Source organism: Agrobacterium sp. 20P9.1.2 (assembly GCF_057799395.1).
In genome coordinates, this window is record NZ_JBYOKI010000004.1 from 155,735 (window position 1) to 169,187 (window position 13,453).

Here is a 13,453-nt window from a genome sequence, read left to right on the forward strand (position 1 = left end):
TGGTCCTTAGAGCAGTTCCGGCAAAAGCGTGATACGGCTTTGGCTGCGGAACTGCGTGAAAACAACGTTACTTCGACTGGGCCTGCGCCGTTTGGCTATTGTCAGGTGCTGTGCGGGTATCGACATCGACAACCACGCTCAGACCAGCGCGCAGCTTGTGCTTGGCCAGATCTTCCTTGGAGAAGACGATGCGAACCGGCACGCGCTGAATGACCTTGGTGAAGTTGCCTGTGGCATTTTCCGGTGGCAGCAGCGAGAAGACCGAGCCGGAGGCTGGCGAAATCGACTGAACCGTGGCTTGAATGTCGTGGTCACCGAAGGCGTCGACATGGACGCGCACCTTGGAGCCGGGCTCGATCTTGGCGAGCTGCGTTTCCTTGAAGTTGGCGTCGATATAGAGATCATCCATCGGAACCAGCGATGCAAGGCGCTTGCCGACGGAGACGAGATCACCCGTCTGGACGGCGAGATTGCCGATGACGCCATCATAAGGAGCGCGCAGAACGGTGAAGGACAGGTCGCGGGCTGCCTTGTCGCGGGAAATTTCCAGCGACTTGACCGAGCCTTCGGCTTCCTTGCGCTGGGCTCTGAGAAGGTCGATATTGGCCTGCGCGGATACGACGCTGGCTTCACCGGCAACCAGATTGGCCTTGGCCTGTTCCATGGCGATCTGGGCATTGTCCGTCGATGCGACGGTGCCGACAGCCTTGGACTGGAGTTCGCTGGCGCGCTTCAGATTGATGTCTGCGCCGCGCAGGGCGGCATCCAGAGAACCCTTCTGGGCAACGGCTTGCGCAAGAGATGCTTCGGCCCCGGCGATTTGCGCATCGATACGGTTGAGCGAAAGCTGTTGTGTCTGAAGCTGGGCTTCAGCCTGCTCCAGAGCATTGCGATAATCGCCATCATCCAGCGTGACCAGCGTGTCGCCTGCCTTCACTTCCTGGTTGGCGACGACATCGACCTTTGCGACGTAGCCGGAAACCTTGGGCGCGATGACGGCAATGTCACCCTGCACATAGGCATCGTCAGTGGAAATGAGGAAGCGGCCGTCCGTCCAGTATTGATAGCCATACCAGCCACCGGCGGCCAAAAGTGCAACGGCCACCACGGGCAAGACGAAAGATCTGCCCTTCTTCTTTTCAGGCGCGGCGGGCTGAGCGGGCGCAGCAGGCTGCTGGGCCTCTGCTGGCTTTGCCTCGTCAGCCCGGGCTTCGGTTTCATCTGGCGAATTCACTGCGCGGACTGCACCGCTTTTCTGGGCCGACATGGTAACACCACTTACTGTGAAAAAAGAGATAACTTCGAACTGAACCGTTCGGTTCGATTGACTTAATCTTTTTTCTATCACATATCAAGTGACATCGAACCGATTGGTTCGATATATTGAATCGAATCTAAAACCGATTGGCGGATCGACGCGTGACCGAAGATAAGACCATGGAGCACATCTGTCCCGCTTCCCCTGCGGGACGCTTTGCTGCGGGCGAAGACCCGGCCAAGCGCGAGCAGATTCTGGACGGTGCATGGCGGGTGTTCAAGCAAAAGGGCTTCGATGCCGCCAGCATGAACGATATTACCCGCGAAGCCTCTGTTTCCAAAGGCACAATTTACGTCTACTTCCAGAACAAGGACGAACTTTTCGCCGCCCTGATCGACAGGCACCGGGCGGAGTTTGCCCATTCCATGCGCGATATTCTGGCTGGCACCGAAGAGGTGCGCGATGGGCTTTGGCAGTTTGGCGACGCGTTTATTCACAAAGTGACATGCACTGACATGATACCTGCCATGCGCTCCGTGCTTGGCGTGATCGACCGCATGCCGAAGCTTTCACAACGATTCTTCGTGGCGGCACCGAATAATGTGCGTGTGGTGCTGCGCGATTTTCTGCAGCATCATGTCGATCAGGGCACGCTCGTGACCGATGATGTAGACCTTGCAGCGCGCCAGTTCATAGAGCTCGCGACCGGAACATTCTTTAAAATGCGGCTTTTCGGGGAATTGCAGGGCGAAGCGCCGCCCGAAGAAGCCAACCGTGTCCTTTCCAGCGCCATCGACGTTTTTATGGCGGCTTACGGAACCAAGACCTCCTGAAGCCATTCAGCATCCGGGTTTCTCGCAATGCGCGTAATTTCGAGGAAATAAAGCGAAACAGAATTGTCACACGCTTGTTTCTCGCGCATTCGAATATAAATCTACTTTGTTTCGAATTGTCGAAGCCGGATAGCTGAAAAGGAAAACAGGCCCGATGGACTCCATTGTCCCTCTATTGACAGACCCCGCCGCATGGGTGGCGCTCGTCACACTTATCGTCATGGAGGTCGTGCTTGGCATCGACAACCTGATTTTCATCTCCATCCTGACCAACAAGCTGCCTGAAAACCAGCGCGAGAAGGCCCGCAAGATCGGTATCGGTCTGGCGCTGGTCATGCGTCTTGGCTTGCTCGGCACCGTTGCCTGGATCGTTCAGCTCACCGAACCCGTGTTCGAACTCTTCGGCCAGGGCTTCTCCTGGAAGGACATCATCCTGATCGTCGGCGGCCTGTTCCTCGTGTGGAAGGCCACCAAGGAAATCCACCACAATGTCGATCCTGAAGACCACAAGGAAGACATGGTCGGCGGCGCTGCCATCACCAGCTTCTCGGCTGCCATCGTCCAGATCCTGCTGCTCGACCTCGTCTTCTCCGTGGACAGCATCATCACCGCAGTCGGCATGACCCCGCACGTGCCGATCATGGTCGTGGCTGTTGTCTTTGCCGTCACCGTCATGCTTTTGGCTGCAACGCCGCTGGCCAACTTCATCGAGAAGAACCCGACCATCGTCATGCTGGCGCTGGCCTTCCTGCTGATGATCGGTACGACGCTGATTGCCGAAGGCATGGGCTTCCATGTTCCAAAGGGCTACGTCTATGCCGCCATGGCATTCTCGGCTTTGGTGGAAGTGCTGAACATGGTGTCGCGAAATGCGCGGAAGAAGAAAAAGGGCACAGTGCATTAAGTGCGCTGAGCCAATCTGAGACTATGAAAGGCCCGTGTCATGCGGGCCTTTTTGCATTCACGGTGATAGAGTGACTGCGGAGGTGACGCATGGCCTTTGTCATCAAGACGGACATACCAGACTCGAGCGCGAAGACATTCACATTCCCGGCGCAGAAAACCATGTATGGCGGCAAGCATATTGCCAAAGGCGACACGGTGTTTCTGTTCGCGAGCGAGAACGAAGGCGGTCATGGGCTGGTCGCCAAGGGCATCGTTGAGAGTGCAGAACCCGTTGCCAAGCGGCCTGGCGTTGACCGGCAGACACCGCGCGTGAGCATCACCGTGAGGTGCACGGCAAGGGCGACGCAGCCTCTGGGCCGCGCGCAACTCAGGCCGTTCAACGATTGGGACGATGGCAAGCCGGAGACGGAACTGAATTTCAAACTCTATCGGCAGGCGACCAACAAGATCGTCGGGATTTCGGAACAGGCCACCGTTTTGCTCGATGGCTTCTTCGTTGAAAATGCTGCAAAAACCAAAAGATGACGTCGAGAATAAAACATCCCCGCCGAGCAGGAACTGGCGACGAGGTCTTGCGTTCTTGATCTCACATCATGCAAGGGAAGACAGGCTTTTCGTTTTCCGCTTCCGAAAGTAAATCCGCCACATGACCATCGAGCAGATCCTAGCCTTTAGCGTGATCGCCGGAATGATGGTCGCATTCATCATCGACAAGTTCCGATACGACGTGGTGGCATGCAGCGCGCTGTTGATTGCAGTGGCGCTCGGCGTCGTTCCGTTCGACAAGGCATTTTCCGGTTTCTCGGATGATATCGTCATCATCGTTGCCAGTGCGCTGATCGTCAGCACCTCGGTGGCGCGGTCCGGCATCGTCGATACGACGATCAAGAAATACTTCCCGGAAATGCGCTCCAAACACCTGCAACTGGCCTTTCTGATGATCGTGGTCGCCGTGATGTCGGCCTTCATCAAGAATATTGGTGCGCTGGCAATCATGATCCCGGTTGCTTTCCAGTTCGCCCGCAAATCCGGCAGCCCTGTTTCCTATTACCTGATGCCCATGGCGTTTGCCGCTTTGCTGGGCGGGCTGATGACGCAGATCGGCACCTCGCCCAACATCGTGGTGTCGCGCCTTCGCGAGGAAATGACCGGGCAGAGCTTTTCCATGTTCGATTTCACGCCGGTGGGCGCAACGCTGGCCGTGGTTGGCATCGCCTTCCTGACCTTCGGCTACAAGCTGCTTCCGGCCCGCGCCAAGGATGGCACCTCTGTCGAGGATATCATGGAAGAGGCGAGCTATGCCGCGGAAGCCACGCTGCCTGCGGAGAGCCTGATGATCGGCAAGACGCTGGGCGATCTGCTCAAGCAGGCCGATGGTGACGTGATTGCCAATACCATCATTCGCGGCCACCGGCGTGTTTCGCCCTTTCCCGATGTGACGCTGAAAGCAGGCGACACCATTCTTCTGGAGGGGACGTCCGAAGGTCTTGACCGCATCGTTTCCAATGCCAAGCTGACACTCTCCGGCAAACCGATTACCGAAAACGGCCAGAAAACCGTCGATCTCATCGCCATGGAAGCCGTGATCAGCAACGAATCCCTTTTGAGCGGATTGTCGGCCCGCGAACTGGCGCTGTCCTACACGCGCGGCGTCAACCTCATCGCGGTAAGTCGACGCGGCCATCGCGTCAATGAGCGGTTGAGCGACCTGACGCTGAAAGCGGGCGATGTGATCGTGTTGCAGGGATCGCGCAAGACTCTGCCGATGGTGCTGCGCGAGTTTTCGCTTCTGCCCCTGGCGCAGCGTGAAATTCTTCTGGGCGTGCAGCGGCGCGCCTTCATTCCCGTCATCATTCTGGCAGCGGCCATGCTGGCGGCGGCAACCGGTATTGCGCCGGTGGCGGTATCCTTCTTCGCTGCCGCTTTTTTGATGATCCTCGTCGGCGCCATACCACTGACGGAGGTCTATAAATCCATCGACGGGCCGATCCTTGTCATGCTGGCGGCTCTCATTCCCGTCAGCGATTCCCTTCGGTCATCCGGCGCCAGCGACCTGATTGCAGGATGGCTTGGCCATGCCGCGCAGGGCCTGCCGCCCTTCGCAGCACTCGGCATGATCCTGCTGACGGCCATGGCCGTCACGCCGTTCCTCAACAACGCCGCAACCGTGCTGGTCATGGGGCCGATTGCGGCAGGTTTTGCAACGACGCTGGGTTTTCGCCCCGAAGCCTTCCTGATGGCGGTTGCCATCGGCGCTGGCTGCGACTTCCTCACCCCCATCGGCCACCAATGCAACACGCTTGTGATGGGACCGGGCGGTTATAAGTTCAGCGACTATCCGCGCCTTGGGGCTCCGCTGTCGATCATGATCGTCATCGTTTCCATTCCCATGCTGCTCTATGTCTGGCCAGTCTAAAGACCAGTCTAGGGCAGGCCAAAACAACCTAATTTTCTTGACGCATGCGGCTGAATGTGGCCTAAGCCATCACAACAGGAAACTGTGGGATGGCAGCGTCTTCAGCCGTATTTCCGCTTTTTCCATGCATTCAACAACACATCAGTGACACGTGGCTTGCCGCGTATCACGCTGCGTCAGCACGAGTGAATTCAATGACCACTTCCGGCGTCCGCGTCCGTATTGCACCTTCCCCCACCGGCGAGCCGCATGTCGGCACAGCTTACATCGCGCTTTTCAACTACCTGTTTGCCAAAAAACACGGTGGGGAATTCATTCTGCGCATCGAAGATACCGATGCCACGCGCTCCACGCGCGAATATGAAGACAAGGTGCTGGAAGCGCTGAAATGGACCGGGCTGACATGGTCTGAAGGTCCTGACGTGGGCGGCCCTTACGGCCCTTACCGTCAGTCCGACCGCAAGGACATGTACCAGCCTTTCGCCGACGAGCTGCTGGAAAAAGGCCATGCCTTCCGCTGTTTCTGCACGGCCGAGCGCCTGACGGAAATGCGCGAGGCGCAGCGCGCCGCTGGCAAGCCACCGAAATATGATGGTCTGTGCCTGCATCTGAAGGCCGAAGAAGTTACGTCTCGCATGGCGGCTGGCGAAGCCACCGTCGTGCGGATGAAAATCCCGACCGAAGGCTCCTGCGATTTCACCGATGGCGTCTACGGCGATGTTTCGATCCCTTGGGATAGCGTCGATATGCAGGTTCTGATGAAGGCCGATGGCATGCCGACCTATCACATGGCGAACGTCATCGACGACCATCTGATGAAGATCACCCATGTGGCGCGCGGCGAAGAATGGCTGGCATCGGTGCCGAAGCACATTCTGCTGTACCGTTATTTCGGTTGGGACCAGCCGACATTCATGCATCTTTCCTTGATGCGCAATGCCGACAAATCCAAGCTGTCGAAACGCAAGAACCCGACCTCTATCTCGTACTACTCCGCCCTCGGCTATCTGCCGGAAGCGCTGATGAACTTCCTCGGCCTGTTCTTCATCCAGATCGGCGAAGGCGAAGAGCTTTTGACCATGGACGAGCTGGCGGGCAAGTTCGACCCGGAAGCTTTGTCCAAGGCCGGTGCGATCTTCGACATTCAGAAGCTGGATTGGCTGAACGGTCGCTGGCTGCGTGAAAAGCTGACACCGGAAGAGTTCATTGCGCGGACGCTGGAATGGGCGATGGAAAATGCACGCCTGACCGAAGGCCTGAAGCTTTCGCAGAGCCGCATTTCCAAGCTGGGCGATCTGCCGAACCTTGCTGGCTTCCTGCTGTCGAGCGATGTCGGCCTGACACCTGCTTCTTTCGCTGGCCTGAAGAGCAAGCCGGAAGAAATCCACGAAATCCTGACCACGGTTGCCGCTGATCTGGAAAAAATGCCAGACTGGACGCTGGAATCTATCGAAGCGGAATTGCGCGATGTGGCTGAGCGGACCGGCAAAAAGCTGCGCGTGGTGACGCCGCCGCTGTTTGTTGCGATGTCCGGTTCGTCGCGTTCGCTGCCGCTGTTTGACAGCATGGCGGTGCTGGGCCGTTCTGTGGTGCGCCAGCGGTTGAAGGTGGCGATTGCGGTTGCGGCAACAATGGTTGGCGCTGGAAGCTAAAGGCGACGGGCGGTTTCCATTTGGCTCCGCCCACCCCCACGGTCGTCATCCTCGGGCTTGACCCGAGGATCTACGCCGGGTGCTCAGGCATCGACCTTGAGAAAGCCGCACGGTGGTTAGATCCTCAGGTCAAGCCCGAGGATGACGACCGAGAGGCCCAAGGATGACGACGGTGGGCGAATAGCCCAAGATAACGATGCGGAGAGTGTGGGCGCGCAGGCAAAGACGACCGCACCAAACAGAACAACACAGCCCGAAAAAGGCCCCGATGATGACCGACAAGACACCCGAAACGACCGCCCTTTCCTCCGACGTAACCGAAGTACGCCGCCAGAAACTGGCGATGCTGCGCGAGAAGGTTGGCGATGTCTATCCCGCCCATTTTCACCGCACGCTGACCAATGCCGAGCTGGCGGAAAAATATGCCGACATCGAGCCTGATGTCGAAACCGGCGATACGGTAACCGTTGCGGGTCGTGTTTATTCCAACCGCAATTCCGGCATGTTCATGGATATCCATGACGCCTCCGGCAAGGTTCAGATTTTCTCCCACAAGGACACGACGCCGCAAGAGGCCCGTGATCTGCTGCCGATGATCGATATTGGTGACATCATCGGTGTGACCGGCAAGGTGCGTCGCACCAAGCGTGGCGAGCTGACCATCAATGCCGAAGAAATCACCATGCTGACCAAGTCTCTGCTGCCAATGCCGGAGAAGTGGAGCGGGATTTCCGATATCGAAATCCGTTATCGCAAGCGCCACCTGGATATTCTCTCCAACGAGGAATCCAAGCTGCGCTTCCAGCAGCGGTCCAAGATCATTTCCGGCATTCGCCGTTTCATGGAAGAGGAAGCTTTCCTCGAAGTTGAAACGCCGATGTTGCAGACCGTCTATGGCGGCGCGACGGCCGATCCGTTCAAGACCTTCCACAACACGCTGAAAATGGACATGTATCTGCGCATCGCGCCGGAATTGTTCCTGAAGCGCGTTCTGGTGTCGGGCCTGTCGGACAAGGTGTTCGAAATCAACCGTAACTTCCGCAATGAAGGTGTTTCCACCCGGCACAATCCGGAATTCACCATGATGGAATGCTACTGGGCCTATGCCGACTACGAAGACATCATGGGTCTCGTGGAACGCCTGTTCGAAACGCTCGCCATTGCCATCCACGGCACGACCGAGCTTGAATTCCAGGGCAAGATGATTTCCTTCAAGGGTCCGTTCAAGCGCGTGCCGATGCCGGATGCAGTGAAGGAAGCAACAGGCATCGACTTCCTGGCCATCAAGACCGACGAGGAAGCCCGCGCTGCTGCCAAGGCCGCCGGTTTCGAAGTCGAAAAAGATGCGACATGGGGTGAATGCCTGGCCTTCATCTTTGAAGAAAAGGTCGAGGGAACGCTGATCCAGCCAAGCCACGTCACGCATTTCCCGAAAGACATTTCGCCCTTCGCCAAGGAAGTGCCAGGCGAGCCGCGTCTGGTCGAGCGTTTCGAGAGCTATTGCAACGCCTGGGAAGTGGGCAATGCGTTCTCCGAGCTGAACGACCCGGAAGAGCAGCGCAAGCGCATGGTCGAACAGCTGGAGCAGGCTCATGCCCGCGGCGAAAAGGACAAGCAGCTGGACGACGAGTTCCTCGACGCGATCGACCAGGGCATGCCACCCGCCGGTGGCCTCGGCATCGGCGTGGATCGTCTGATCATGCTCTTGACCAACGCACCGTCCATCCGCGACGTCATTCTCTTCCCGGCCCGTCGCCAGAAGGCGGATTGATCAGCTTGTAGGCTTTGCCATTGATGAGGACAGGAATGCGCGATCTTTCTACATTCACCGGATGCCCGGCACCACAGCCAGTGACGCTGGAAGGCCGGTTCGTGACGGCGGTGCCGTTTGATCGCGCGGCCTATCTCGAAAAACTGTGGGACGCCCTTGGCGGGCTCGGCATCAATGATCTGCTGAAATATTTCCCGCAGGATGGCTTTCTCAATTCGCAGGCTTTCGGCGACTGGATCGAAGGTGCGCAGAGCGCCTTCGGCTGGGTAACACTGGTCTTCATCGAAAACGCCACCGGCGATCTGGTGGGCATGGCCAGCTACATGCGGCCAGACCCGAAGAACGGTGTGGTGGAAGTGGGCTCTGTTGCGCATGGCGCAAAGATGAAGCGTTCGCCGCTGGCAACCGAAGCACATTATCTCATGGCGCGCCATGTGTTCGATGATCTCGGTTATCGCCGCTACGAGTGGAAGTGCCACAATGAAAACGAGGCTTCAAAGGCGACTGCCAAGCGTTACGGCTTCCTGTTCGAAGGCGTGTTTCGCCAGCACATGATCTCCAAGGGAGCCAACCGCGATACGGCGTGGTTTTCGATGATCGACAGCGAATGGCCGCTGATCAGACAATCGTTCGAGGCATGGCTGGCGCCTGAGAATTTCGGGCCGGAAGGTCTCCAGAAGCAGAAGCTGGAAGACATCCGCGCAGGGCTTGCGGCATGAACGGTTCCGGTACCAACAAATCCGCCGCCATCGCCGCCATCGCCATCATCCTCGGCTTCGGTCTGCTGTTCTTCATCCTGCCGACCGTGACGCTATGGCTGGCCAACCACTATTCGGTCTGGGTGGCGGCAGTGTTCGATGCGGTTGCCGTGCTGGCATTTTTCCTGATCTTCTGGCTGCGGGCACGGTATCAGCGGCGGCATCGCTAAGACGGCCCCAGGAAATAGCCGAAAAACAACCCATAGAAAAAGCCGGAAGAAAGTGCTCCGCCGATTTTAACGCGGGGATTACGTCCTGCTTGTTTGAATGACATATAGAGCTCGACGACTGTGAGCATGCAATAGACGATTGCGATGGCCGCAATCACCCAAATGCCGATCATGAAAAGCATGGCAAGAATTCCGCAAATGGCGATAAGGACCGCCACGCCTCGTTCGGCCCTTTGATACTCATCATCGGTTCGCTCGCCTCTGAAACGGCTTTCGACAGCTGCGCGGAGCGTCGTGACGACGGGTGGTGTCTGGGGTGAGGGAGATGGCTTCGTGAATATGCCGAGCAGATATTCTGAGATCAATCCAACGACAAAGGCGGCACTGATAAGCGCGGTTATTATAACCCACCGTTGGCCGTAAGTTGACGGTGGTTGAAGGCTTTCATCAAAAAATGCGCTTCCCAGAACGAAACCCAGCGCTGCGCAGGCAATTGCGACAAGGATGAAGCCGCTCTGCTTTATCGAATTACTGCTGACAAACGGCACAGTGCACTCCAGATATCCAATCTGGACACAACCTATGGCTTAATGCGCTCAAATGGTAGAGTGAAGTTGCGCTCAAATCTGCAACGACGCACCCAGCAACGCAAGGCCCATTAGCAGCACGAACAACGCGCCTGCGATCTCTATGCCGTGGGTGATGCGTGATGCCTTGGTGCTGCCGGAGCCGGCGAGGCGAACGGCGACGTCTTTTGCTTTCACGGCCAGAATGGCGAGAGCCGAAACGGTGATGGCGGTGCCGATGGACATGGCCAGCACCGACAGCACGCCGCCCACCAACAGGCCGTTCAACACGGAAAAGCTCATGACAATGATGGCGCCGGAGCAGGGGCGCAGGCCGACGGCGATGATGGCCGACCATGCTTCTGCCAAGCTGAAATTGCGCGATTGCAGCAGCGACGGGTCTGGCGCGTGGGCCTTGCCGCAGGCGTTGCAGATGTCACCGCTGCCGCTCTGTTCGTGATCGGCAAAGACGGGCTGGCCCTGAAAGCGAAGGCCGCTGCCCATTCCGGTTCTCAATGATGCTGTTCTGGCAGGGGCTGCGGTTTCGAGCGCGAGTGCAGGGGCCGGTTCTGCCCTCACCATCAGGCTGCGCAGCTTGCGAAACAGCAGCCATGCGCCAAACAGAGCCACCATGGCAAAGCTTGCGATTTCCATGGCCTGCGTGGCCTTGGTCATGGTGATGGAGGTGCCGCGCAGCACCAGATAGGCCGCGCCGACAAGTGCAATGGCGACAGCGCCTTGCAGTATGGCCGAAATAAACGAAATGACGATGCCGCGTCTCAGCTGCGTCTCATTGGCAATCATATAGGACGAGATGACCGCCTTGCCGTGACCGGGGCCTGCGGCGTGGAAAACGCCATAGGCAAAGGACAGGCCGATCAGCGAGGTCAACGCCCAAGGATCTTCCCGCATCGCCTTCAGCGCGCCGGTTAGCGCCCGGTAGAAGGTCTGCTGGTGGACATTGATCCACTGGAAGAGTGGGGCGAGCGGCCCGCCGATGGAGATGGAGGGTTCTGCCGAGCCGATGCCGAGGGGGGACTGGGCGTGGGCGGTGGAGAGGGTGAGGAAAAATACTGCGCACAGGATGAGAAGAAAGCGAAGGTTCTTAAATTCTTCCCCGGAAACGCGGAGTCCGGAGCTTACCCCCCTCTGCCCTGCCGGGCATCTCCCCCTCAAGGAGGGAGATTGACTCGTGGTAACCCAATTGCCCATCTTAAACGGTGCGGATGACGCGAGGCGCGCGCTTCTTGCCGATTTCCCCACCTGTGGGGGAGATGCCCGGCAGGGCAGAGGGGGGTGGCCATTGGCGCTGACGAACACTTGCGCGCGAAACGCACGTATTACCCTCAGCATGTCAGCTCCAGCCGTGTCGCGAACAGTTTCGTCATGTCGGTGCCGGTGGGGTCGTTGAAGAAGGCGTCGGTGAGGTTGTTCTGGTTCTGGGCGATGATCTCATCCGGGTCGGGGCGCACGACCTTGTGCTTGCAGGCAGCCAGATGCGGGCCCTTGACCACGATGTCGGTGTCCTTGGCGAAGTCGATGGCCGTGTACATGGTCGGGTCCCATGCGCCGAAGGTAAGCGTGCCCTTGACCGGCAAAGGCTTCTGCGGCTTGACGGAGAAGAACATCAGAATCTGATTGTCCTTGTAATCGACATGGATGGCGTCCGGCTTGCCGAAATCCACCGCTTTGCCGTTCTGGGTGATGAAGGTGTAATAGGAAAATTCGGCGAGCGACTCATGGACGGTATTGCCGATTTCGGTCAGCTCTTCCTTGTCCAGCTTGGCATCGCTGTTCTTGTCGTAATCCAGCACCACGCTTGCGGAAAACATTTCATCGAAGCGCCAGATATTGCGCACTTCCTGTATGGTGCCGTCCGATCCCTCGATGATTTCCATGCGGGCTTCGGCAAAGATGTGAGGGTGCGCCATGGCGGAAAAGGGTGCAAGGCAGGCGGACAGGCATGCAGCCAGTGGGAAGATCACGTTTTTCATGGATGTCTGACTGTCTCGACTATCGAATCTGGTTTCTGATTTTAGCGCCAAATGGGACCGAATTTCGGCTTAGCTCAAGATCGGCTCCAAGATCACGCGTTCTTCCGGAACCAGTTGGCGAGATAATCCACGAAGCTGCGCACCTTGGCGGGCAGGTAGCGACGGTGCGGATAGACGGCGTAGATGCCGCGATCGCGGGAGATATAGTCGTCGAACAGGGTCACGAGTTCGCCGGACTGGATATGCGGTTTGGCGATGAAGTCAGGCACGATGGCAATGCCGAGGCCGGAGCGCGCGGCGCGCAGCGTGGCTTGCGGGCTGTTGACTTCTATCGGGCCGGTAATCGCCACCGAATTGGTGCCGCCGCCGGGTTCGAAATAGCGGATGTGGTTCTGGAAGCGGGAATTGGTATCGACTATGCATGGCACCTTGCCCAGATCCTGCGGCGAATTCAGCGGGCCATGGCGATCCACGAAGTCGGGTGTGGCCACCGCATAGACCCGGAAGTCGGCCAGCTTCTTGGCAATCATGCCGGAATCTTCGAGCTTTGTGATGCGGATCGCCATGTCGAAGTTTTCTTCGATCAGGTCCACGAATCGATCCTCCGCGACGATCTCCATCGAAAGCTCCGGGTTCTCCTTGGCGAAATCAATCAGGCTCTGGCCGATTTCCGCATCGATGAAGGTACGTGGCACCGATAGCCGCAGCTTGCCTTTCAGGTCCGCATTGTTCTCGCGCACGAGGTCGGCGAGGTTGTCGATTTCCTTCAAGATGTCTGAGGCGGTGCGATAGTAGGTGTGACCCGCTTCGGTCATGGAAAACTGCCGGGTGGTGCGGTTGAGAAGCAGCGCGCCGAGATCATCCTCAAGTTCCCGCACATATTTCGACAAAAGTGCCTTGGAGCGCCCGGTCTTGCGGGCGGCGGCGGAAAAACCTTCCGCTTCGACAACATCGATAAAGGCTCTGATGCGGGTGAGGGTGTCCATCGAAGTCTCCTGTTTGTTCCACATAATTGAACGCTTGAGCCTCATCGTTCAAGAATAAAATAGTATGCTGAAAAAATCCGCATCATGATGAAAAATTCCCTTGATTATGACTGCGAATATTCTTATCTCCCGGTTGCCCAAAG

General features: G+C 57.7%; 13 protein-coding genes. 8 read left to right on the top strand and 5 right to left on the bottom strand.

The window, feature by feature from the left end; translation table 11 throughout:
• Nucleotides 1-67 precede the first annotated feature (67 nt).
• Complete coding sequence (locus AC27VJ_RS13420; protein ID WP_353577839.1) at nt 68-1,267, bottom strand: HlyD family secretion protein; 1,200 nt, start codon at nt 1,265-1,267, stop codon at nt 68-70.
• A 170-nt stretch (nt 1,268-1,437) separates the two neighbouring features.
• Here AC27VJ_RS13420 and AC27VJ_RS13425 point away from each other — a divergent pair, with 170 nt between their 5' ends.
• From AC27VJ_RS13425 to AC27VJ_RS13460, 8 genes are all read left to right on the top strand, one after another.
• Complete coding sequence (locus AC27VJ_RS13425) at nt 1,438-2,091, top strand: TetR/AcrR family transcriptional regulator (protein WP_488684685.1); 654 nt, start codon at nt 1,438-1,440, stop codon at nt 2,089-2,091.
• A 154-nt stretch (nt 2,092-2,245) separates the two neighbouring features.
• On the top strand, nt 2,246-2,995 hold the full coding sequence (locus AC27VJ_RS13430) for a TerC family protein (RefSeq protein ID WP_488684465.1): 750 nt from the start codon (nt 2,246-2,248) through the stop codon (nt 2,993-2,995).
• An 89-nt stretch (nt 2,996-3,084) separates the two neighbouring features.
• Entirely contained in the window at nt 3,085-3,522 is a 438-nt protein-coding gene (locus AC27VJ_RS13435; protein WP_488684466.1) for a hypothetical protein, read from the top strand.
• 121 nt (nt 3,523-3,643) lie between these two features.
• Nucleotides 3,644-5,413 (top strand): SLC13 family permease, encoded by a 1,770-nt coding sequence (locus tag AC27VJ_RS13440; RefSeq protein ID WP_488684467.1) that lies wholly within the window; start codon nt 3,644-3,646, stop codon nt 5,411-5,413.
• Between the two features lie 194 nt (nt 5,414-5,607).
• Nucleotides 5,608-7,065: a glutamate--tRNA ligase gene (gene gltX, locus AC27VJ_RS13445; RefSeq protein WP_488684468.1), complete on the top strand. Its 1,458-nt coding sequence runs from the start codon at nt 5,608-5,610 to the stop codon at nt 7,063-7,065.
• A gap of 271 nt (nt 7,066-7,336) precedes the next feature.
• Nucleotides 7,337-8,836, top strand: coding sequence for a lysine--tRNA ligase (gene lysS / locus AC27VJ_RS13450; protein WP_488684686.1), 1,500 nt, complete (start codon nt 7,337-7,339; stop codon nt 8,834-8,836).
• Between the two features lie 35 nt (nt 8,837-8,871).
• On the top strand, nt 8,872-9,555 hold the full coding sequence (locus AC27VJ_RS13455) for a GNAT family N-acetyltransferase (protein ID WP_488684469.1): 684 nt from the start codon (nt 8,872-8,874) through the stop codon (nt 9,553-9,555).
• A complete protein-coding gene (locus AC27VJ_RS13460) occupies nt 9,552-9,764 on the top strand; it encodes a hypothetical protein (protein WP_488684470.1) in 213 nt (70 codons plus the stop codon). The genes AC27VJ_RS13455 and AC27VJ_RS13460 overlap by 4 nt, the downstream gene beginning before the upstream one ends.
• Here AC27VJ_RS13460 and AC27VJ_RS13465 read toward each other — a convergent pair.
• The 4 genes from AC27VJ_RS13465 to AC27VJ_RS13480 all read right to left on the bottom strand — a co-directional run bounded on the left by AC27VJ_RS13465 (nt 9,761) and on the right by AC27VJ_RS13480 (nt 13,310).
• Nucleotides 9,761-10,312: a hypothetical protein gene (locus AC27VJ_RS13465; RefSeq protein ID WP_488684471.1), complete on the bottom strand. Its 552-nt coding sequence runs from the start codon at nt 10,310-10,312 to the stop codon at nt 9,761-9,763. The two genes, AC27VJ_RS13460 and AC27VJ_RS13465, sit on opposite strands and share 4 nt — an antisense overlap.
• Before the next feature lie 72 nt (nt 10,313-10,384).
• Nucleotides 10,385-11,416, bottom strand: a complete 1,032-nt coding sequence (locus AC27VJ_RS13470; protein ID WP_488684687.1) for a nickel/cobalt transporter — start codon at nt 11,414-11,416, stop codon at nt 10,385-10,387.
• 260 nt (nt 11,417-11,676) lie between these two features.
• Nucleotides 11,677-12,324 (bottom strand): DUF1007 family protein, encoded by a 648-nt coding sequence (locus AC27VJ_RS13475; RefSeq protein ID WP_488684472.1) that lies wholly within the window; start codon nt 12,322-12,324, stop codon nt 11,677-11,679.
• A gap of 92 nt (nt 12,325-12,416) precedes the next feature.
• On the bottom strand, nt 12,417-13,310 hold the full coding sequence (locus AC27VJ_RS13480; RefSeq protein ID WP_113089344.1) for a LysR family transcriptional regulator: 894 nt from the start codon (nt 13,308-13,310) through the stop codon (nt 12,417-12,419).
• Nucleotides 13,311-13,453: the final 143 nt, after the last annotated feature.